This window comes from Flagellimonas cixiensis (assembly GCF_042134615.1).
GTDB lineage: Bacteria > Bacteroidota > Bacteroidia > Flavobacteriales > Flavobacteriaceae > Flagellimonas > Flagellimonas cixiensis.
In genome coordinates this window covers 660,722-681,932 of the sequence record NZ_CP169639.1, presented here as the reverse complement: position 1 = coordinate 681,932, position 21,211 = coordinate 660,722, and the positions used below count along the sequence as shown (strand labels likewise).

Sequence of the window (21,211 nt, the reverse complement as noted above, 5' to 3'; positions counted from 1 at the left end):
ACTAATCTATTAAAATATAAAATGTCGGATAAAGCAATACTCGAATACGGGGGAGAAAGGTATGAATTCCCTGTGATTAAAGGTACTGAAGATGAATTGGCCATAGATATCAAAACGTTGCGTGCTGCAACAGGAATGGTGACCATAGACCCAGGTTACAAAAATACTGGCTCTTGTGAAAGTGCCATTACCTTTCTCGATGGTGAGAAGGGAATTCTGAGATATAGAGGGTATTCCATCGAAGACCTTGCCGAGAAAGCTGACTTTTTAGAAGTGGCCTACCTTTTGATTTTTGGTGAATTGCCAAACAAGGAGCAACTGGAAAAATTTCATAACGACATCAAGGAAGAATCCCAAGTGGATGAGGAAATGAAGAAGATTTTGGATGGCTTTCCAAAATCTGCACACCCGATGGGTGTTTTGTCTTCATTGACCAGTGCATTGGTGGCCTTTAACCCAACTTCAGTGGATGTTTCCTCGGAATCGGCCATGTACAATTCAATTGTGCGCATTTTGGCTAAATTTCCCGTATTGGTAGCTTGGACGCTTCGCAAGAAAAAAGGTCTTCCGTTGGATTACGGTGATGATACCTTGGGCTATGTGGAGAATATTCACAAGATGATGTTCAAAAGACCAAACCAAGAGTATAAAAAAGACCGGATCGCTATCGATGCCTTGGATAAGCTTTTGATTCTTCACGCTGATCACGAACAAAACTGTTCAACATCAACCGTAAGAATTGTAGGTTCATCCCACGCTGGATTATTTGCTTCTTTGTCTGCAGGTATTTCTGCACTTTGGGGCCCGTTGCACGGAGGTGCCAACCAAGCAGTATTGGAAATGCTGGAAGCTATCGAGGCAGATGGTGGAGGTACCAAAAAATATATGGCCAAGGCCAAGGATAAGAACGATCCTTTCAGATTGATGGGCTTTGGACACCGCGTTTATAAAAACTTCGACCCAAGAGCTAGAATTATTAAAAAGGCTGCTGATGAGGTATTGGGCAACTTAGGTATAGAAGACCCAATTTTGGATATTGCCAAAGGTTTGGAAAAAGAAGCCTTGGAAGACTCCTACTTTGTGGACAGAAAATTGTACCCGAACGTCGATTTCTACTCTGGTATTATTTATAGGGCTTTGGGCATTCCAACCGAAATGTTCACCGTAATGTTCGCATTGGGTAGGTTACCCGGATGGATTGCACAATGGAGAGAGATGCGATTGAGAAAAGAACCTATTGGAAGACCACGACAAGTGTATATCGGAGAAAACTTAAGACCATTTGTTTCCTTGGAAAAAAGGTAAGATTTGGGACTAAATAATTAAAAAGGGGCGGATTTATCCGCCCCTTTTATTTTAGGTGTAACAGTCTACCTGCCAAAGGCACTTTGATTTAAGGACCTATCGCTGTCATAGCAAATTCGCATAATTTCACAATGGTAATGCTTTCGAATTTCCGAAAGTCCACTGTCGGCAAGTATATTTTTAGATCGTTGAAACTCTTTATGGACAAAATCATGGGCATCGATGGCATTTAGGCTTTTTACAGTCGAATCCATGGACTTGCCATACTTTTCGATGGAGGCATTCACCTTGGCGATATCCCAATCTCTTTTGATGGTGACAGAATCTGCAGTGGGATGATAATCCACTGGCAAATCCTCCTTATCAATACAGTCTTTGTATTTGGCCGAATAGGTTTGGGTAATAAGCGAGTTATTTATCCTGTTGTTTTGCGCATCAACATAAAATGATTTCATACTTCCTACAACGGCGAAAACGCCGGTGATTAAAATTGTGGGGAACAATAATTTTTTCATATGTAAGAAAAATCTTAAAGCAAATGTAATTATTTAAATTTTTCACTCCATATTTTTGGTCCAAAATTTGACTATAAATGGTGTGTTTTAAGCATTTGATAAACAAAAGGTTGATTAAATTAAAAATTTTTCAAAGGATCAAATGTTCCCCATAATTGAGCAATAAGTTTTCCATTTTTTGTAAGTGGGAATTCTGCTTTAAAACACTAGATTTGCCATAGAATTTTTGTGGAATTTCCGTAGAGCTACCATAATATTCGTTTTTAAAGACATAAAATATGATGCAACTGAACATAGTTGATGAAACCAGCCCTTTAAAAGCTGTTATTTTAGGAACAGCAAAAAGTAATGGGCCGGTTCCAACCATAGAAGAGGCATACGACCCTAAATCCATCGAGCATATTAAGGCCGGCACCTACCCGAAGGAGGCTGATATGATTCAAGAAATGGAGGCCTTTGCCGCTGTTTTTAATAAATATGGCGTTGAGGTCTATCGTCCAGAGGTTTTGCAGGACTGTAATCAGATTTTTGCAAGGGATATTGCATTTGTAATTGAGGACAAGTTGTTTCATGCCAATATTTTACCCGACCGTGAGCGTGAGTTTGTGGCCATTCATGATGTATTGGATAAAATCGACCCAAAAAAGATTGTTCGACCTCCAGAAGAAGTGCATATTGAAGGAGGGGATGTAATGCCTTGGAACGATCATATTTTTATCGGAACCTACACAGGGGCGGATTATTCAAGTTATATTACCGCCCGCACCAATATGGAAGCAGTGGAATTTATCCGTGACATGTTCCCTCATAAAACCGTTAAATCATTTGAACTTAGAAAATCCAACACCGACCCAAAAGAAAATGCCTTGCACCTGGATTGTTGCTTTCAACCCATAGGAAAGAACAAGGCCATTTTGCATAAGAACGGATTTTTAGTGGAAGAGGAATATCAATATTTGGTGGATTATTTCGGAAAGGAGAATATCTTTGAAATCTCAAGGGATGAGATGTACCAAATGTTCAGCAATGTGTTTTCCATTTCACCCGAAGTGGTGGTATCGGAAAAGAGCTTTACCCGTTTGAACAACTGGTTGCGAGAGCAAGGCTTTACCGTAGAAGAAATTCCGTATGCCGAAATCGCCAAACAAGAAGGCTTGTTGCGCTGTAGCACCATGCCACTGATTAGATCATAATTTATAACCCACTTCCTGCTGCCACAGGTGCACTAATTTTTTAAAAGGATTGAGAGCGCAGATTACCAATACTATTTTAATGGTTCGTCCTGTAAATTTTAGGATGAACGAACAAACCGCAGTCAACAATTATTTTCAGGAAGACCCACACCTAAAAAATGCGGAAATCAATAAAAAGGCACAGGAAGAGTTCGACCAATTTGTAAAGGTTCTTCGGGAGCACGGTGTGCAGGTAATTACCATAAGTGATACTTTGGAACGCGATACGCCCGACTCCATATTTCCAAATAACTGGGTTTCCTTTCATGAAAGTGGAACTGTTTGCGTGTACCCCATGTTTGCCGAAAACCGAAGAAAAGAGCGTCGTGAAGATGTTTTGGAGCTTTTGGAAGAACATGGATTTGTGATCAACAATGTCATGGATTATACCTCGGCCGAGGACGAAGAAATTTATTTGGAAGGCACTGGCAGTATTTTAAAGGATCGCACCAACCAAAAGGCGTATTGCGCACTTTCCGAACGCGCCCATGAAGAATTGTTCATTGAGTTTTGTGAGGATTTTGACTGCTTTCCTGTTATATTCCACGCCAATCAAACGGTGAATGGTGAACGGTTGCCCATTTATCATACCAATGTAATGATGGCCATGGCCGAAACCTTTGTGGTGATTTGTTTGAGCACCATTGATGACAAAAAGGAACGCAAAAACGTTGTTGAGCATATTAAAAAGGATGGACGTGAAATTATAGACATTACGGAAAAACAGATGTACCATTTTGCTGGGAATATGCTACAGGTGATTGGTGCCAACGACCAACGATATATGGTGATGAGTACCCAAGCCTATAATAGTCTTACCGATGCGCAAATTAAGGCAATTGAAAAGCATTGTCCTATTATTCACAGTCCTTTGGATACCATTGAAACTTGTGGAGGAGGTAGTGCCCGTTGCATGATGGCGGAGGTGTTTTTGCCAAAGGCATAACAAAATAATTTGCCATTCTGAACAGCGTGAAGAATCTTTATTCTAATGAAGGTTTTTAATTTGACACTCCTGCCTGTAGTAGGCAGGATTTTCACCAACTGACCAAAGGATATAATTCTTAATACTACAGTGTACAGCAATTTTGTAATTAATAAAGAACGCGATACATAAAAAAATCATCTATAATAAAAGCATTACTGGCATTTTCATGTACCCTATATTTTGCAGTCATTTTATCACCAAAGGATTGATAGGATTTATTTGGTAAAATAATTTTCTCCAAATATTCATCATAGGTTTCAATTCCGTCATATTTTGTTATTTGAGACTGATACAACATGAAATCTCGATTTTGCATATGATTATATAATTGATAATCTTTTAATTCTTCAGGAATTTCAGGGATTGTAATTTCTTGAGTTTTTTGACTGTCAAAAACAAAAATCCATTCAAATTGTCCTTCATATTGGTTAGCATACCTTTGTATTATCGTTTTTCCTACGGTATGCTCTCCAGAGTCAATTGTATATTGGATGGTTTTATCATTCAACAAATGATCCACAGACCAATCTGGAACTTCATAATATGTTTCAGGTAGTCCTCTTCCTATCACCGCAAAGTCATCAGACACAATTTTAAACTTATATTCTTGAAAAACATCTAACCAGAAATAATTTACTGGACCAGGGTGATAAAAGGTACTTTTTAAATCATCAAAAATTGAATATCCATTGTTGATTCTATAATCTTCTAAGGAATCATACCCCTTAATATCAATGTCAACTAATCCAACATTACTAAATTCTACACTTGAATTTTGTATACCCTCATCAATAAAATCTGAAACACTGATATTAGTTTCTATATCCTCAGGTAGTGGGTTGTCAAAAGCTAAATATTTATACTGATCAAAACAGCTAAACTCCAAAAACAAGTAAATCTTATCTGATGACAATGTTGGGTCTCCTAGGTGATCAAAGGTTCGTATTTGAATATCTTCGTCACCGGAATGACTGTAAAATATATTGTAGCCTGGACCATAACAAGTCAAGTTTTGAGCACATGGATCCATTCCAGTTAACTTAAAGTCAGTTGTTATTTTATAATTGGGATTTTGCTTTCTAGTTTTTAAAGTGTATGTATTATGTTTATTTCGTTTTAGATTGGATATAGTAAACATTTCACCCGATTGGGGACCATTTAAATATCCCGAAATTTCCATTAGAGTTAACATGAATTCTTCTTCCAATGAAAATTCTCTTTCGGAATATAATTTCACTATCGAATTATTTTCACCTTTGGCAAAATCAAGTACCTTACCGTTAATGTCCGAGGCTAAATAAAAAAGTTGGGTAGCAGGATAATTTGATGGTAAATAGTCTTCCTTTATATCAATTATCATCAATAATCTTTTTATTTTGATGGGAACATTGATTTGAGAAATGTTACCAACGCTATCACTAGCTTCAAAAATTAATTCGTACTCTCCAACAGCATAGCTTTCAGGGTCAAATTCAAAGTTTAATTCATCAAAATTTTCAAATTCTTTCACAAGAGAATCACCAAGTGATATTTTAAATCCTGATATTTCGGAAAATTCATCTGAAAGGGAGGTTGAAATTATTGTTTTCTCACCAAGGATAACATCATCCATAATTCCTTCTACAATAAGTTCGGGCCCTGTATTGTCTGAAATAAAATCAACCTGATACGAAGTAATGTTTTCTGCGAAATCCTCTGCGATAATTACAAGTGAATGTTCTCCATCTGCAGAATTCAATGTGTTGAGGTCAAGGGTAAATCCAGTCTCTGTCTCAACAACAACAATAGTCGAGTTGTCAACCAAGGCACTTACCTCCTTGATTCCCTGTTCATCATAAGCATTAAAGGTTACAATGTTCTCACCACCATTTAATACAGTGCCATTTTCAATTGTGACATTTGAAATTGAAGGCAAATCATTATCAATATATATTATTTGCTCCACCTCGGAGGAATTGTCATTTATATCCACTACAACAACTTTTAATACATATTCCTTGTATTTGGTCAAGTCAGCAACCTTGGAAGTGTAACTAGATAAATCGATTGTAAAATTAAATGGAGGAGTGTTTGATTGCGCCACAACTTCATTATTTAAAAAAATAGTCACAGATTTAATACCCTCGTTGTCCGTCGTGTTTGGATTAAGATCTATACTATTGCCTACAATTATGGGGTCAGTAGAATTTTTTCCAAAACCAGCAATTTCAAGATTAATTTCTGGGGGTGTAGTATCAATGTTTTGTTCTTCACTGGAGTGGTCTGAGGAGCAAGAAATCAAAGCAAAAATATATAAAAATATAATTACTCTTAACGTAAGATTATTCATTCAAATTGGTTATTTTTCAAATCTACTAATTAGTTGTGATTTTAAAACAACCCTGAATTTGCAATTAGATAAAGCGATTTATTTTTTAGTTAAATGACCAATGCTTTTATTTATATTAAAACAGGCTACTCTTCCTCGGCTGTAAATCCACGAATCGCTTGGTTGGGCTCCATAATAGTATATCCTTTCCAAAATTCAGGGTCATAGCGGGGCATATAGGTGGCACGAACGGTTTTATCTTCTTTGTAGGTTTCAAACTCGTTTTCGGCAATTTTATCTTGGTTAAACACCACCAATTCCCATTTGTTGGTCATGTTCATGCGGAAATCGATGTTCAGCTTGAGTTCATTTTGTTTACGGCGGCCTTTTACATGTTTGTTTTTTTCTACCACCTTTAAAGGACGGTCAATTCCGAAGTATTTGCCATCGGAAAAATCCATGAATTGAAGATCATACTTTCCGTTGGAAAGTTTGGCAAATCGCATGGTGCCTTTGTATACCGTTTCGCGATAGGTTATGCCCAACAATCTAAAGTTTCGTAGGCGTTGCACATTGATAAAATCCAGTCGCATTACGGCAAAGTCCTCTATATTGATATACAATCGGCCTTTAAAATCGGCGCTGCTTCTCTTGGGCCAAAAATCCACCACATATACTCCAGCTTCGCCAATATCGGCATAGCCTGCCAGCTTAAACTCATAACGGTTGGGTTTATCCACTAAATCCAACTTCGTGTCCTCCTTGTAATATAATTGGCCCAACATTTCTTTGAAAAACCAACGCTGACTATCCACCAACCCTGAGACACTATCTTTTTCTACCTGTGCCTTTACTTTTTTAACTTGATCCACACGTTCATCATCCAATGTGTCCAAAATGGAATCGACCTGAATTTTTTCACTAAAAATGCCCGATTTGATTTTTAAGTAGGAACCCTGTTTTACATTTTGTTTAAAAATTTCCTCCATGTGCTCGGCCAAGTCCTCAAAAGAGCTCACATCCCGTTTATCGTAAAGATCCGCTGCTTTAATAATGTTCAACTTGTATTTTGTGTTGTTTTTATAGAGGTCGCCAAAACTTTCGGTGTAATGCGACGCGTTTTTGGGAATGGACCTGGCAATGCTGTCCATGAGTTCTTTGTTCAACTCTTTGATGGATGATTTTTCAAACCCAAAATCTACTTTTTCCATGTTGGCCAGTTCAGCTTTCCGAAGAAAAAATCGTTGTTTAACTGGGCTTTTATTGACGTTGATGGGTATGTTTTCAATCATTTTTTCAATGATATCATCCACTTCCAACTCTTTGTCAAAAAGATAAACACCGCTCAGTTCAATGGCTTTTGCGCTCAAGTAGACCAAACTGTCTTGCATTTGCTCCAAAGTGAAGCCTTTCTTTTCGTAACCCATGGAGGTCACATAAATGGAATCGGGCAGCGTAGTGCCTTCTTCTAACACAAAACTGAACCGCCCTTCTTCGTTGGTGATCACCCCTTTGTGTTCCCCATACTGAATGGTGGCATAGGGAATCCCTTTTTGGGTCTTGGAATCGACCAACCGGGAACTCACGGATTGGGCAAGCATTGGCACTGCCATTAGAAAAGCGAAATAGGCCAGAAACAAGGTCTTTTTTACGGACATTATGGTGTGGGTTTATATTGTTAAGACAACTTTTGTGGGTGAAAGGTTGCCTATCGTTTAGACGAACTTGAGGGGAATTTGTGACAATGTGCGAAGAAATAAGGAATCTCCGATTAGGCTTAATAGTATTTTAACAGCTTTGGGTGAAGGGTGAAGGGTGAAGGGTGAAGGGTGAAGGGTGAAGGGTGAAGGGTGAAGGGTGAAGGGTTGGGCAAACTTATGATTTTGCAATGTTCTTGATCATGTTCCCAAAAATAAATAGGTGAAAGGGGAGTACAGTATACCAATACAGCCGACCCCACAATCCTTTTGGGCGGAAAGTAGCGGTTTGGTAGAGTGTTCCATCTTCAATTTTAAATTCCAACCAAGCCTCTCCAGGGGTTTTCATTTCAGCAAACAGCAATAAACGTTTCCTTTTTTTATCGGCCAATAATACGCGCCAAAAATCCAAGGCATCCCCCGGATAAATTTTATCAGGGTGGGTGCGTCCACGTCTAAGCCCAGGTCCGCCCACCAACTTATCCAAAAATCCTCTCACTTTCCATAGCCAATTGCCATAATACCAACCTGTTTCACCACCTATGCTCCAAATATTTTTAAGCACTTTTTTTTCATTGGTGATGCGAATGGATTTTTTATCCTGTAAAACCCCATATTTGGGCACTTGGATGTAGTTTTCCAAATCTTTTTTAATCTGTCCACTGGCAATGCTGTCCTTCCAACTGCTAATAACCAAGTTTTGCTCTATTTTTTTAAAGGCCAAGTCAATAGCTTCTTCGTAGGTGTGGGTTTCTATACCCAACATTTGTTGTAGCTTGTTGTCTTTGGCTACTACCTCCATTTTCATGCTATCCACAAGGTTCATGGCCAATTTGTATGAGGTGGAGGTCACAAAATACAGCCAATAGGAGGATAGTTTGGGCGTCATTACAGGCACTGTGAAAATCCAGTTTTTAAACCCTCTTACCTTGGCATAGCGGTGTAGCATATCTTTATAGGTAAGCACATCGGGTCCTCCAATATCAAAAGACTGGTTGAGGGTGTCCTTATTGCCCAAAACTTGTGTGAGAAACTGAATTACATCCCTGATCGCGATGGGTTGGGTTTTGGTAAGCACCCATTTTGGTGTGATCATCACGGGGAGTTTTTCGCAGAGATCTCGAATTATTTCAAAAGAAGAACTACCAGACCCAACAATAATGCCTGCGCGAAGAACCGTAAGTTTAAAACTTCCTTGGTACAGAATATCCTCTACATTTTTTCTTGAACTGAGGTGCTTGGACAATTCCTTGTCATTTACTATCCCACTGAGGTAAATGACCTGTTCGCATTGGGTTTTGGCCAGTAGCGTGTTGAAGTTATTGGCCGCCTGAGCCTCTTTTTCATCAAAATCGGTAACCGATGAGGTCATGGAATGAATAAGATAGTAGGCCGCATCAATATCCGATGGTATTTCTTGATTTTTTGGGTCCTCCAGAAAATCGATTTCCACCACATCTATTTTTGAACGGGTGTTTTCGTCTATCGATAATCTTTTTTCATCTCGAACAGCACATACCACTTGATGCCCCATTTCCAATAAATTGGGCAATAAGCGCATACCAATATACCCATTGGCTCCAGTTAGTAGAATCTTCATAGATCTTCAATGTTGGTGGGAAGGTTATCGGCCCTATGGTCGAGCATTTTCCGAAAGAATTTTTGAACAGCTTTGGTATCCGTTCGCACTTTAATAAAATATTGATCCATATAAATGGACCGAATTGACATGTCGCCCTTGTAAACATTCAATTTGTAATACGGTATAATGAGTGCATAGCTCTCCAATCGAGAACGAAACCCAACAATAATGCCTTTGGGTCGAAGCTCAATATTGCAAGTGTTCAAATTATTGTCGAGGATAAGCAGGTTATTGATTTCCACACTTGCCTCTGTAATTTGCATTTTGGGGGAACCAATACCCCCCATGGCCCAACGTTCTTTTAGGGGAATGGGTTTGCCCAAGACGTCATCAATTTTTTTGGTAATGTTTTTGTCGGAGTAGGAAACATTCAATAGCATCCTTAAAATTAATCAAATTACAGCGGACCATTACATTTGGCGTGAGGGAAAAGCCCAAAAAATGCGTAGTTTTGCGCCCTGAAAAGCCTTACAAATGAGTTTGCAGAACGATTTGACACAAAAAGTAATCGAGGCCGTAAATCAACTGTACCAAGTTGAGTTGCCCTCGGTAGAATTTCAACCCACCCGAAAGGATTTTGAAGGGGATATTACCGTGGTGGTGTTCCCGATGTTGCGTCACGTAAAGGGAAATCCTGTGCAAATTGGGACCCAAATTGGGGAGTATTTGGAAGCAAACGTTGATGAAGTATCCAAATGCAATGTGGTGCAAGGCTTTTTGAACATTGTTATTGAGGATAGTTACTACCTGAATTTCTTCAATAATATCTTTTCTGAAAAAGATTTTGGGTACGTGAAATCCCAATCCGATGATGCGGTGATGGTGGAATATTCTTCCCCAAACACTAATAAACCCCTGCACTTGGGGCATGTTCGAAACAACCTTTTAGGCTATTCCGTAGCAGAAATTTTAAAGGCTTCGGGCAAAAAAGTGTACAAGACCCAGATCATTAATGACCGAGGAATTCACATCTGCAAAAGTATGTTGGCTTGGCAGAAGTTTGGCGAGGGGGAAACTCCTGAATCTTCAGGATTAAAGGGCGACCATTTGGTTGGAAAATACTATGTGGCTTTCGATAAAGCGTACAAGGAGCAGATTGCCGAATTGGTTGAAGCTGGAACCGAAAAGGATAAGGCAGAGAAAGAAGCTCCTATTTTAGTGGAAGCCCAAGAAATGCTCCGTAAATGGGAGGCAGGTGATGATGAGGTTGTATCGCTTTGGAAAAAAATGAACGGTTGGGTGTATGAAGGTTTCGATATTACCTACAAGAACCTAGGTGTTGATTTTGACACCCTTTATTATGAAAGTGACACCTATTTGTTGGGTCGTGATGTGGTGAAGGATGGTTTGGAGCGTGGTGTTTTCTTTAAAAAAGAAGATGGCAGTGTTTGGATTGATCTTACCGAAGATGGCCTGGATGAAAAAATTGTATTGCGTTCGGATGGTACGGCTGTTTATATGACCCAAGATATTGGCACCGCCATTCAAAGGGTGACGGACCATCCAGATATTAATGGAATGGTATACACGGTAGGGAACGAACAAGATTACCACTTTAAGGTGTTGTTCCTCATCCTGAAAAAATTGGGCTATTCATGGGCTGAGCAATTGTACCACTTAAGTTATGGTATGGTGGATTTGCCCAGCGGAAAAATGAAGAGTAGGGAAGGTACCGTAGTGGATGCGGATGACCTGATTCAAAGTATGGAAGATACTGCAGCATCTATTTCTCAAGAGTTGGGCAAATTGGATGGCTATTCCGAAGACGAAAAAAAACAATTGTACCGAACCATAGGTTTGGGTGCCCTTAAATACTACATTTTAAAGGTTGACCCGAAAAAACGTATCCTTTTCAATCCAGAAGAATCGGTAGATTTTCAAGGAAATACAGGTCCATTTATTCAATATACCTACGCTAGAATCCAATCTATATTGCGTAAGGCAGATAATGTCGAGTCGAGCGAAGTCGACACTTCCTTGGAGCTTCACGAAAAAGAAAAGGAATTGTTGAAACAAATCCAATTGTTTCCCGAAACAGTGCAATTGGCGGCAGAAAACTATAGCCCGGCATTGGTGGCCAATTACACCTATGATTTAGTAAAAGAGTTCAATTCTTTTTATCAGCAAGTATCCATTTTGGGAGAAAACGATGAGCAAAAGAAAAACTTTAGAGTGCAATTGTCCCAGAAAGTGGGCGAGGTGATTCAATCTGCTTTCCGTTTGTTGGGGATTGATGTTCCAGAACGCATGTAATGCAGCAAATTTCCGAATCTGAAAAGGAGATTTTGGCCATTATTTTGGTCGTGGGCTTGTTCTTTGCATTTGCCAAGGGAATCTACGAGAATGTCCTGAAGGAAAAGTTGACCCTTTATAATCTATTTCATCCGGTGAAAAGGATAACGGCAAGGGAACGCCTGTTTATTTTAAATTTTCTTAAACCATTCCACGATCTAACCCCTGCTCAACGCAAGGAGTTTTTACGTCGTTTTGCCTGGTTCAAATCCAAAAAGCATTTTGTTTTTTATGGGAACATCCAGAACAAAGAGGATATTAAAGCCTATGTTTCGGCTTCAGCGATTTTGTTGACCTTGGGTTTGAACGACTATAGGTTTGAAAAGTCCATTCGACGAGTGATTATTTATCCAAGCAAGTATTATTCCCGTATTTCAAGAAATCACCATGTGGGGGAATATAATCCAAGATTGAGAACCCTTGTGTTTTCAGCTGAAAGTTTGAAAGATGGTTTTAGCATTCCCAACGACAATATCAATCTGGGGATTCATGAAGTGGCCCATGCCTTAATGATCGACACCCGTAAAAAGCAGAGTTTCGAAGCCAAGCGGTTTAAAATGGGGTTGCTCAAAATGCAAGAGATGTACCATTCGGAGGAGTTTATCAACCGATTGGCGGCAACCTCCTATTTTAGGGATTACGGCAAAACCAATTTTGTGGAGTTCTTTGCTGTGGTGGCCGAAAGTTTTATAGAAACACCTGAAACATTCAAAAGAAATTTTCCGAAGCTTTTTGAAATGGTGAGAACCATGTTCAATTTCGATTTGAGTGACCCGGATTGGAAGGCTAAAAACTGACCCTAAAACTCACATTTGGAGTAATGCCCAGAGAAATGTTTTCCACGGTCTCAATTTCATTGTCCGAGTTCACCCTATAATATTTGTTCAGGGAATTTTTTCGATTGGTAATGTTGACTACGGATACACCTGCGTTGGCCCGTAATCTTCGAGTGAGTTGAAAATTATAAATAGCGGAGGCGTCCACTCGAAAATATTCTGGTAATCTGCTGCTGTTGGGCTCTTTGTAATTAATTTGAGGAGGGAAAAAATCGTTGTTCAATCCTTCGGGGCCATCCAAAGGTTCGGTATAAGGTCTACCAGTTCTGTAATTCATTCCCAAACTCAGTTTAAGGTTTTTATAATCGTAAGTTCCTGCAAAAGTCACCGTGTGCCTAATATCCAAATTGTTTGGGAAATTGGGTGGGGCAATCGAATCGAAAGTATAGTCGTTCTTATTGTAGGCATAGCTGAGCCAAACACTATAATTGTCTCCCTTTTTGTTGGTTAAAAACTCAATGCCCTTTACTTTGTAGCTGCCAATTTCTCCAGAAAATTGATTGGAGTTTTGAAATCCTTGTGTTTTTGTGCTGATGCCGTCCACTTCTTTATAAAAGCTTTCGAAACCAATGTAAAAACCATTTTTTTCATAATTGATTCCTGCCGAACCTTGTTTGCTTTTGGTTACGGGTAAGGTGCTTCCGTTGGATAAGGTCCATCTTCGTTTTTCAATGCCCAAAAAGTTTTGTTCTAAATCGATGATCTGGTTGGTAGTCTGACTTTTATATTCTCCTAAAACCTCACCTCTTAAATAATTGGCGATTTTAAAATTTAAGTTCAATCTAGGTTCAATCAAAAAATCGGAAAAAGTATTCAGGTTTTCAATAATATTGAATCGTGTTCCAATTTTAGCAATGAAGGTATTCTGTTCTGAATGATAATCAAATTCCGTGTAGGGAGCATGAATACGAATAACTCCCTTAATATCGCTATAGAAATTTGGTTCACTAAGTTCTGTAATGTTCGTGATTCCGGTTTCGATAAATTGATAGCCGTTGTTCCAGTTCAAAGTATTTTTCAATTGGAGTCGCGTATCCAACTTTAAAGCGTTTTCAATTACCTGATTGTTTTGGAACAACTGCTGCACTTGATTTCCAAAAATATTTTGCGCATCTAAATTATATTTGGAATAGTACATATTGAGATGGGATGAGAACCTATTGTTCCATTGACTTTGCAATTGTGCGCCCATGGAAAGGTTGCTCTGCTGAAGCAAGCTAATGCTAGTTTCGTTCTGGGTTTGATTGTTCTCCTCGTATTTTAAATCGTTTTCCATGTGAATGGCGCTAACTCGAAGTTTATGGTTGTCGTTGATGTCATACAACAACTTTCCTGAAAAATCATAAAAGAAAAAGTCCTCATCTCGCACAATTTCATCGTCAATCGCCCTATTGTTTTGGTCCGATATTTCACTGTTTTGAAAAGCCCTGTCAAAGAATTGGTTGTAGGTTGGGGAGTTCACAAAATCGGTTGTGGATCGTCGACCAGAAAATTGAAGTCCCAATGTTTTGCTCACGGGAATTTCAGCATACACATCCCCACTGATTAGGTTAAAGCCGGCCCCGCCAGACCAATCTTGGGTAATGTGGTTGTTGGTTTCCATTTGTATAACACTGCTTACACCGTCTCCATAGGCTGCGGGAGTTCCATTTTTATAAATGGTGACCTCATCGGTTAGGTACGGACTAAAAGCTGATATCAAACCAAAAAAATGGCCGGATTGGTACATTTTTATTCCGTTCCAAAGCACTAAATTTTGGTCGTTGGTACCCCCTCGAACATTAATGTCGGAAACAGTTTCGTCAATACTCTTTATGCCTGGGAGTGCTTGCACTGTTTGTAAAATATCGGGCTCAATCATTCCGGGAAGAATCCCAAATTCAGCAGTGTTGATAGTAAAACTTGCATCAGTTTCTTTAATGATTCCCGAAGTAAGGAATTTGTAAACGATAACCTCGTCCAATTGCTCGTACCGTGGCGACAGTAAAATTTTCGGACAGTTTCCACCTTTGAGCAATTCACTTGCTTTCATGAATTTTGAATCATACCCGAGGTACCTTATTCGTATCGAGGCAGTCCGATCAACATTTGATAGGTGGAATGAACCGTCAGCACCAGTGATTTGAGCATTATTCTCGCCTAAAATTTCTACCGTGGCTCCGTTGACCGTATTCTCCGCGAAATTATCGAGCACAATTCCGCAAATATCAATATAGGAGACTTTTGTAAGGGTGTAAAAACGTTCACTAAGTTTTTCAGATTTGATTTGAAAAGTGAGGTCAAGAAAATTTAGATGTTTTTCAAGAGTGTTTATGGAATCGGGAACGCTAATTTGCAACCCCTCCACATCTTTATTAAGAAATGAAAACTTGATGTTATAAGTGCTTTCAAGATTCTTAATGTGTGAAATAAGGTCAATAGTAGACTGTTGCTTTTCCTGAGCTTGAATTGTGAGGGAACAAAACAAGAAAAACAAAATACCTAGGAAGAGGCCAGAGTATTTATTTGGGTGTGTTTCCAGCATAAAAAAGTACGTTGTCGTCTTCTACTTTAAATTTGATTTGAGACGGGGTACTTATACTTTTTAACGCCATTTCTAAGTTAGTGTTGTTAAAGCTACCTGTAAATAGTAGGTTGGTATCTACGTTTTCTGTGGTCACTTTTATATTGAATTGTCTTTCGAGTTCGGCAAATACAAATTGCAATGGGATACGGTTGAAACTACTTTCGTTTTGCATCCAAGATGGGGCATTACCCATAGGTTTTTCCAAATTGGAAATTATTTGTCCATTGATGACCAAAAAGGAGTTGCCGGCAGGTAGTTGGGTTTCAGTATTATTGTGGGTTACACTGACCAATCCTTCATAACAGGTTACTTCAAAAAAACCTTTTCTGTTTTCCACATTAAATTGGGTTCCTAGAACGGCAACAGTGCCATGTTCCGTGGCTACGGTGAATTTTTTTCCTTTGGCCACCTTAAAAAAGGCTTCACCTTCAAGGTTTATATTTCGTTCTTTATCCCAATGTTTTTTACTGTAGGTGATTTGGGATTCTGCATTCAATATAATTTCGGAATCATCTGGTAAGATAACATTGGTACTCTCGGCATAATCTGTGCTAACGGTCTCACCCAGAGTGTCTAAATAGAAATAAGAGCCTGCAAGAAATACGGCAACCACGGCCGCAATGCGTAAAAAGGTTTTAAATGGCTTTAAAGTGATGACTTTTGGAGCTGTTCCAATAGTTTCTTTGGTGCGTTCAAGGGCTTGGTCCACATTAAATTCAGGAGCCTTTAAAGAACTAGAAACCTCTTTAAGTTTTTCAAAGGATTTGTACTCTGCAGACTTTTTAAAAGCTGTGAGTTCTTCCTCCGAAAGCTCTCCACTGAGCCATTTTGCCAAATAATTTTCTTGCATGGTTTCTATGCTTTACGTTTTTATAACAACCAACTTTTAGAATACCCTACCTAAATTTCTAAAAATTAGCTAATTATTTTCATTTGATTTAAATGCCATCTATTTTTTCACGTAGACTTTTAAGGGCCAAATGCATTCTTTTTTCAATGGCTTTAACACTAACTCCTTCCATTTCGGCAATCTCTGCGTATTTTTTTCCGTCAATCCTATTTAATAAAAAGGTAGTTCGCTGGTTTTCTGGCAATGCGTTAAGGGCATCGTCCAATTTTTGCTTGTATTCTTGTTCCTCCATCAAAAATTCAGGGGACTCGTGGGATCGGTCATTCGAATTGTTTGCATATTTCAACCGAACCTTTTCAGCCTTTATAACATTAAGGTAAAGGTTGTTGGCAACGGTGTACACAAACGATTTTGCTTTATCGGGACTTACCTTGGCGCAATTTTCCCAAAGTTTTACAAAAGCTTCCTGTACCGCATCATTCGCTTTTTCCTCGTTTCCGAATTTATAATAGATGTAATTAAAAACCGTTTTGGAATGTGCCTTGAAAATGGAGCTGAAAATTTGGTCTTCGCAAACGTTGCTCATAATCAGTGGTTTGTTTATCGGCTCAAATATATTTGAAAATATTTTAGAAAAAGTAGGGTTTTTTTTATCACTGTTGTTTTAAACATGAATTATAACCCCAAAATTCATATTGTTATGAAAAAGTTCGTCAACAACATACTGCGCTTTAGCCTTGTTGTTTTAGTTTTAAGTTTTACCTCTTGCCAAGAAGAATTTGAAGATATTGGTGGAGATCCAGAATCCATTGAAGCCGGCTCGTCTACGGCTCTTTTAATTGAACAGACAACCTCACACGATGGTTCTTACGACAATATTGTGGATGGAGCCAGTTGTGTGGGCATTCAATTTCCTTACACCGTATCTGTAAATGGCGTTGAGATCACTATTGATTCTGAAGCTGATTTAGACGTAGTTGAAGAGATTTTTGATGCTTTTGAAGGTGATGATGATATCTTGAACATTATTTTTCCTATTACCATTACACTTTCCGATTTTACAGAGATTACCATCGAAAACCAAGCCCAATTGGAAGAATATATCGATGATTGTTTGGAAGGTGGCGATGACGATGATATTGAGTGTATTGATTTTGTATACCCAATCACCCTTTTCACATTTGATATCAATAATCAACAAACAGGAGAGTTTGCTGTAGAAAGCGATTGGGGCATGAGACGTTTCTTTGCCGAATTGGACTCCGATGATTTGGTCAGCATCCAATTCCCAATTTCACTTAAAAAATATGATGGGACGGTTGTGACCGTAAATAGTAATGTGGAGCTTGCACAAGCTTTGGCCTTGGCAAAAGATATGTGTGATGAAGATGATGACAATGATTATAATGATGATGACTTTACCAAAGAAGAATTGGATGCCTTGTTGGTAACCTGTCCATTTGAAATCAGACAAGTGATTAGAAATGAAGTGGACAACACCGAACAATATTTGGAGAAATTGATGATATTCCACGAAGATGGAACGGTTACTTACCATGGTGCTTTAAATGCCTCTGTAAATGGAACCTGGAGTACAAGCCAAACCGATAATGGTATACTGTTGAGCTTGGATTTTGAAACTCTGGTCGATTTCACTCTGGAGTGGTACGTATACGAACTGGAAGAAGGCGTAATCAAGTTCTACAAGGATAATGGTAACCGAATTGTGCTCAGAAAAAATTGCGAGGTAGAGCCTGCTCCTGAAGTAGACAGGGAAACTGTGATTTCTCTTCTTCAGGAATGCGAATGGATCATTAAAAAGGTGAAAAGCCGTGGCATCGAATTAGAAAGACTATTAGGTTACGAATTCAAATTTATGGCTGATGGAACGGTTACATTGGGTAATGGAATATCCGCATCTGAAGGTACATGGCAATTGGGGATGAACAGCCAATTACAACTTTCATTAATGATCAACATTGAATCTGAGGGAGAATTGAATTTCGAATGGCCATTGATTGACCTAATAGATTCAAGATTGAAATTCAAGAATGAAGAAACAGACCACGAGATGATCTTGCTTAAGGTTTGTGATGATAGTGCCAACGACGGAGATGTATCCGAAATCAGAAATATGTTGATGGGAGGAGCTTGGAATGTAGCCCTTTATAAAGAAGGTGAAATGGAATATACTACCACGTTTACAGGAATGGATTTTTATTTCAAGGAGCTTCATCAATTAGAGGTGTCCATGGGCACTAACACTTTAGACAACGGATTATGGCGAGTGCTTCGTGATTCCGAAGAAGGGTTGAAGTTATACATCAACTTCAATACCATGAATGAACTGGCTGAACTTACCGAAGACTGGAAGTTTGTATCCATGACCGCAACACGCATCGAATTGAAGGATGAAAGTGGTGATGGAACTATAAAAACCTTGGTTTTCGAAAAACCATAAGAATTTTTCCCCAATCTTTATTCAAAAGAAGGACGGCTCTCCCCAAAGCCGTCCTTTTTCTTTTTATTTATTCTTAAATTTGTCCCTCTTTAAAACAAAGAACATATGTTCGATAATTTAAGTGATAAGTTAGATAAGGCACTCCACGTCCTAAAAGGTCATGGTCAGATTACGGAAATCAATGTAGCAGAGACCCTAAAAGAGGTGAGAAGAGCCTTGTTGGATGCCGATGTTAACTTTAAAATAGCCAAGGAGTTCACCAATACGGTGAAAGAAAAGGCACTGGGCCAAAACGTATTGACCACCCTGCAGCCAGGGCAGTTAATGGTCAAGCTTGTAAAGGATGAACTAACCCAATTAATGGGAGGTGATGCCGAGGATATTGACCTTACCGGCAATCCTTCCGTGATTTTAATGTCAGGTTTACAAGGTTCTGGTAAAACTACCTTTTCTGGTAAGCTGGCCAACTTCCTTAAAAATAAGAAAACAAAAAAGCCTCTTTTGGTGGCTTGTGACGTGTACCGTCCTGCTGCGATAGACCAGTTGCATATCGTTGGTGAGCAAATCGGTGTCGAGGTATATTCAGACCGAGATAACAACGACCCTGTTGCTATTGCCAAAGCAGGTATTGCACATGCAAAATCATTGGGTTGTAATGTGGTCATAATCGATACCGCTGGTCGTTTGGCTGTGGATGAACAGATGATGACCGAAATTGCCAACATTCATAAGGCCATTCAACCGCAAGAAACTTTGTTTGTTGTAGATTCCATGACAGGTCAGGATGCTGTGAATACGGCGAAGGCCTTTAATGATGTGCTTAACTTTGATGGGGTCATCTTAACCAAGTTGGATGGTGATACAAGAGGTGGTGCCGCCATTTCCATTAAATCGGTGGTGGATAAACCCATTAAGTTCATCGGTACAGGTGAAAAAATGGAAGCCATTGATGTGTTCCACCCCTCACGTATGGCCGACCGTATTTTGGGAATGGGAGATGTGGTGTCCTTGGTGGAACGTGCACAAGAGCAGTTCGATGAGGAACAAGCACGAAAAATCCAAAAGAAAATTGCCAAGAACAAATTCGGTTTCGACGATTTCTTGAGTCAAATACAACAGATCAAGAAAATGGGGAACATGAAAGACCTTATTGGAATGATTCCTGGGGCGGGAAAAGCGCTAAAGGGATTGGATATTGATGATGATGCTTTCAAACATATTGAAGCTATCATTCATTCCATGACACCAGATGAAAGGTCAACACCATCCTTACTAAATGCAAGCCGTAAAAAACGTATTGCTGCCGGTAGTGGAACTTCGATTCAACAAGTGAACCAATTGCTCAAACAGTTCGACCAAATGAGCAAAATGATGAAAATGATGCAAGGCGGTGGTGGCAAAAAGATGATGCAGATGATGCAGAACATGCGATAATTCAACTAGAAGAAATAAACCAACATATCCCATGGAAATCCTTGACGGAAAAAAAATATCCAACCAGATTAAAGAAGAAATCACTGTTGAGGTGGCCCAAATGCGTGAGCGTGGCGAAAAAGTACCACATTTGGCAGCAGTATTGGTAGGTAACGATGGTGCCAGCCTTACCTATGTGGGCAGTAAAGTACGTTCCTGTAAAAAAATTGGTTTTGAATCGACCTTGATTCACCTTCCTGAAGAAACCACAGAGGAAGAATTATTGAAACAAGTGGTCGAGCTTAATGCAAATCCCGATATAGATGGGTACATTGTGCAATTGCCATTGCCCAAACATATTGATGAGGAAAAAGTTTTGATGGCCGTGGACCCGGATAAGGATGTGGATGGTTTCCATCCGACCAACTTCGGTAAAATGGCGTTGGATATGGAGACTTTTATTTCTGCCACACCTTTTGGAATCATGGAGTTGTTGCGTAGGTATAATGTAGAAACCTCAGGAAAGCACACCGTGGTTATTGGAAGAAGTCACATTGTGGGCAGACCCATCAGTATTTTAATGAGTCAAAAGGGAAAAGCGGCAGATTCTACCGTGACTTTGACGCATAGCCGTACAAAAGACATAAAATCTTTGACCCTACAGGCCGATATTATTGTTTCTGCATTGGGGGTTCCCCATTTTCTAAAAGAAGATATGGTGAAAGAAGGTGTTGTGGTTATCGATGTGGGAATTACCCGCGTTTCTGATGAAACCAAAGAAAAAGGATATTACATCACTGGAGATGTCGATTTTGAAAATGTAAGCAAAAAGGCCTCTTATATCACTCCAGTTCCCGGAGGAGTAGGACCGATGACCATTGCCATGTTGTTGAAAAACACCCTTTTGGCACGAGAGCGCCACAACAAAGCATAAATTTAGTTTGCATTTTCCTGTTCCGCTTTTAAAGCAGCCTGTTGCTCTTCGTCAGGCGTCAGGAATTCTAAATCGGTTTCGGATTCATCGTTGGTGCAGCTCGATACGGCCAAGCTCGCCATTACAAGGGTAACCAAAAGTAAAATTGTCTTCATGTCGTAGGATTTGGGAT

General features: G+C 39.3%; 17 protein-coding genes. 8 read left to right on the top strand and 9 right to left on the bottom strand.

What is annotated here, in order from left to right:
* The first annotated feature begins 21 nt into the window (after positions 1–21).
* Positions 22–1,305, top strand: a complete 1,284-nt coding sequence (locus ABT310_RS02990; RefSeq protein ID WP_375325287.1) for a citrate synthase — start codon at positions 22–24, stop codon at positions 1,303–1,305.
* A 65-nt stretch (positions 1,306–1,370) separates the two neighbouring features.
* Here the strand turns inward: ABT310_RS02990 and ABT310_RS02985 are convergent, their stop codons facing one another.
* On the bottom strand, positions 1,371–1,820 hold the full coding sequence (locus ABT310_RS02985) for a hypothetical protein (protein ID WP_375325286.1): 450 nt from the start codon (positions 1,818–1,820) through the stop codon (positions 1,371–1,373).
* A 278-nt stretch (positions 1,821–2,098) separates the two neighbouring features.
* Here ABT310_RS02985 and ABT310_RS02980 point away from each other — a divergent pair, with 278 nt between their 5' ends.
* Both ABT310_RS02980 and ctlX read left to right on the top strand, forming a co-directional pair.
* Positions 2,099–3,013: a dimethylarginine dimethylaminohydrolase family protein gene (locus ABT310_RS02980; RefSeq protein WP_375325285.1), complete on the top strand. Its 915-nt coding sequence runs from the start codon at positions 2,099–2,101 to the stop codon at positions 3,011–3,013.
* Between the two features lie 79 nt (positions 3,014–3,092).
* Positions 3,093–3,998, top strand: a complete 906-nt coding sequence (ctlX, locus tag ABT310_RS02975; protein ID WP_375325284.1) for a citrulline utilization hydrolase CtlX — start codon at positions 3,093–3,095, stop codon at positions 3,996–3,998.
* A gap of 148 nt (positions 3,999–4,146) precedes the next feature.
* On the opposite strand, the gene ABT310_RS02970 is transcribed toward ctlX, so the two are convergent.
* The 4 genes from ABT310_RS02970 to ABT310_RS02955 form a co-directional block, all read right to left on the bottom strand.
* The gene (locus tag ABT310_RS02970) at positions 4,147–6,369 is read right to left on the bottom strand and encodes an Ig-like domain-containing protein (protein WP_375325283.1); all 2,223 of its coding nucleotides are present in this window, start codon (positions 6,367–6,369) and stop codon (positions 4,147–4,149) included.
* A gap of 125 nt (positions 6,370–6,494) precedes the next feature.
* Positions 6,495–8,006 (bottom strand): carboxypeptidase-like regulatory domain-containing protein, encoded by a 1,512-nt coding sequence (locus ABT310_RS02965; RefSeq protein ID WP_375325282.1) that lies wholly within the window; start codon positions 8,004–8,006, stop codon positions 6,495–6,497.
* A 217-nt stretch (positions 8,007–8,223) separates the two neighbouring features.
* The gene (locus ABT310_RS02960; protein WP_375325281.1) at positions 8,224–9,645 is read right to left on the bottom strand and encodes an SDR family oxidoreductase; all 1,422 of its coding nucleotides are present in this window, start codon (positions 9,643–9,645) and stop codon (positions 8,224–8,226) included.
* Complete coding sequence (locus tag ABT310_RS02955) at positions 9,642–10,067, bottom strand: hypothetical protein (RefSeq protein ID WP_375325280.1); 426 nt, start codon at positions 10,065–10,067, stop codon at positions 9,642–9,644. Before ABT310_RS02955 ends, ABT310_RS02960 begins: the two co-directional genes overlap by 4 nt.
* A 94-nt stretch (positions 10,068–10,161) precedes the next feature.
* Between ABT310_RS02955 and argS the strand changes: the two genes are divergently transcribed.
* Complete coding sequence (gene argS, locus ABT310_RS02950) at positions 10,162–11,940, top strand: arginine--tRNA ligase (protein WP_375325279.1); 1,779 nt, start codon at positions 10,162–10,164, stop codon at positions 11,938–11,940.
* Positions 11,940–12,776: a zinc-dependent peptidase gene (locus ABT310_RS02945; RefSeq protein ID WP_375325278.1), complete on the top strand. Its 837-nt coding sequence runs from the start codon at positions 11,940–11,942 to the stop codon at positions 12,774–12,776. The genes argS and ABT310_RS02945 overlap by 1 nt, the downstream gene beginning before the upstream one ends.
* Here ABT310_RS02945 and ABT310_RS02940 read toward each other — a convergent pair.
* The 3 genes from ABT310_RS02940 to ABT310_RS02930 all read right to left on the bottom strand — a co-directional run bounded on the left by ABT310_RS02940 (position 12,766) and on the right by ABT310_RS02930 (position 16,817).
* On the bottom strand, positions 12,766–15,339 hold the full coding sequence (locus tag ABT310_RS02940; protein ID WP_375325277.1) for a carboxypeptidase-like regulatory domain-containing protein: 2,574 nt from the start codon (positions 15,337–15,339) through the stop codon (positions 12,766–12,768). The two genes, ABT310_RS02945 and ABT310_RS02940, sit on opposite strands and share 11 nt — an antisense overlap.
* A complete protein-coding gene (locus ABT310_RS02935) occupies positions 15,317–16,231 on the bottom strand; it encodes a FecR family protein (RefSeq protein WP_375325276.1) in 915 nt (304 codons plus the stop codon). The genes ABT310_RS02940 and ABT310_RS02935 overlap by 23 nt, the downstream gene beginning before the upstream one ends.
* An 88-nt stretch (positions 16,232–16,319) precedes the next feature.
* Complete coding sequence (locus tag ABT310_RS02930) at positions 16,320–16,817, bottom strand: RNA polymerase sigma factor (protein WP_375325275.1); 498 nt, start codon at positions 16,815–16,817, stop codon at positions 16,320–16,322.
* A gap of 114 nt (positions 16,818–16,931) precedes the next feature.
* Here ABT310_RS02930 and ABT310_RS02925 point away from each other — a divergent pair, with 114 nt between their 5' ends.
* The 3 genes from ABT310_RS02925 (at position 16,932) to folD (ending at position 21,039) form a co-directional block, all read left to right on the top strand.
* On the top strand, positions 16,932–18,692 hold the full coding sequence (locus ABT310_RS02925) for a hypothetical protein (RefSeq protein ID WP_375325274.1): 1,761 nt from the start codon (positions 16,932–16,934) through the stop codon (positions 18,690–18,692).
* Between the two features lie 105 nt (positions 18,693–18,797).
* Positions 18,798–20,126, top strand: coding sequence for a signal recognition particle protein (ffh, locus tag ABT310_RS02920; RefSeq protein ID WP_375325273.1), 1,329 nt, complete (start codon positions 18,798–18,800; stop codon positions 20,124–20,126).
* A gap of 31 nt (positions 20,127–20,157) precedes the next feature.
* Positions 20,158–21,039 (top strand): bifunctional methylenetetrahydrofolate dehydrogenase/methenyltetrahydrofolate cyclohydrolase FolD, encoded by an 882-nt coding sequence (folD, locus tag ABT310_RS02915; protein WP_375325272.1) that lies wholly within the window; start codon positions 20,158–20,160, stop codon positions 21,037–21,039.
* Positions 21,040–21,041: 2 nt separating this feature from the next.
* On the opposite strand, the gene ABT310_RS02910 is transcribed toward folD, so the two are convergent.
* Entirely contained in the window at positions 21,042–21,194 is a 153-nt protein-coding gene (locus tag ABT310_RS02910) for a hypothetical protein (RefSeq protein WP_375325271.1), read from the bottom strand.
* Between the last annotated feature and the right edge of the window lie 17 nt (positions 21,195–21,211).

Bases quoted from the DNA above. Each gene is read 5' to 3' on its own strand.
- ABT310_RS02990 (WP_375325287.1), top strand. From the start codon at position 22: ATGTCGGATAAAGCAATACTCGAATACGGGGGAGAAAGGTATGAATTC.
- ABT310_RS02985 (WP_375325286.1), bottom strand. From the start codon at position 1,820: ATGAAAAAATTATTGTTCCCCACAATTTTAATCACCGGCGTTTTCGCC.
- ABT310_RS02980 (WP_375325285.1), top strand. From the start codon at position 2,099: ATGATGCAACTGAACATAGTTGATGAAACCAGCCCTTTAAAAGCTGTT.
- ctlX (WP_375325284.1), top strand. From the start codon at position 3,093: ATGGTTCGTCCTGTAAATTTTAGGATGAACGAACAAACCGCAGTCAAC.
- ABT310_RS02970 (WP_375325283.1), bottom strand. From the start codon at position 6,369: ATGAATAATCTTACGTTAAGAGTAATTATATTTTTATATATTTTTGCT.
- ABT310_RS02965 (WP_375325282.1), bottom strand. From the start codon at position 8,006: ATGTCCGTAAAAAAGACCTTGTTTCTGGCCTATTTCGCTTTTCTAATG.
- ABT310_RS02960 (WP_375325281.1), bottom strand. From the start codon at position 9,645: ATGAAGATTCTACTAACTGGAGCCAATGGGTATATTGGTATGCGCTTA.
- ABT310_RS02955 (WP_375325280.1), bottom strand. From the start codon at position 10,067: ATGCTATTGAATGTTTCCTACTCCGACAAAAACATTACCAAAAAAATT.
- argS (WP_375325279.1), top strand. From the start codon at position 10,162: ATGAGTTTGCAGAACGATTTGACACAAAAAGTAATCGAGGCCGTAAAT.
- ABT310_RS02945 (WP_375325278.1), top strand. From the start codon at position 11,940: ATGCAGCAAATTTCCGAATCTGAAAAGGAGATTTTGGCCATTATTTTG.
- ABT310_RS02940 (WP_375325277.1), bottom strand. From the start codon at position 15,339: ATGCTGGAAACACACCCAAATAAATACTCTGGCCTCTTCCTAGGTATT.
- ABT310_RS02935 (WP_375325276.1), bottom strand. From the start codon at position 16,231: ATGCAAGAAAATTATTTGGCAAAATGGCTCAGTGGAGAGCTTTCGGAG.
- ABT310_RS02930 (WP_375325275.1), bottom strand. From the start codon at position 16,817: ATGAGCAACGTTTGCGAAGACCAAATTTTCAGCTCCATTTTCAAGGCA.
- ABT310_RS02925 (WP_375325274.1), top strand. From the start codon at position 16,932: ATGAAAAAGTTCGTCAACAACATACTGCGCTTTAGCCTTGTTGTTTTA.
- ffh (WP_375325273.1), top strand. From the start codon at position 18,798: ATGTTCGATAATTTAAGTGATAAGTTAGATAAGGCACTCCACGTCCTA.
- folD (WP_375325272.1), top strand. From the start codon at position 20,158: ATGGAAATCCTTGACGGAAAAAAAATATCCAACCAGATTAAAGAAGAA.
- ABT310_RS02910 (WP_375325271.1), bottom strand. From the start codon at position 21,194: ATGAAGACAATTTTACTTTTGGTTACCCTTGTAATGGCGAGCTTGGCC.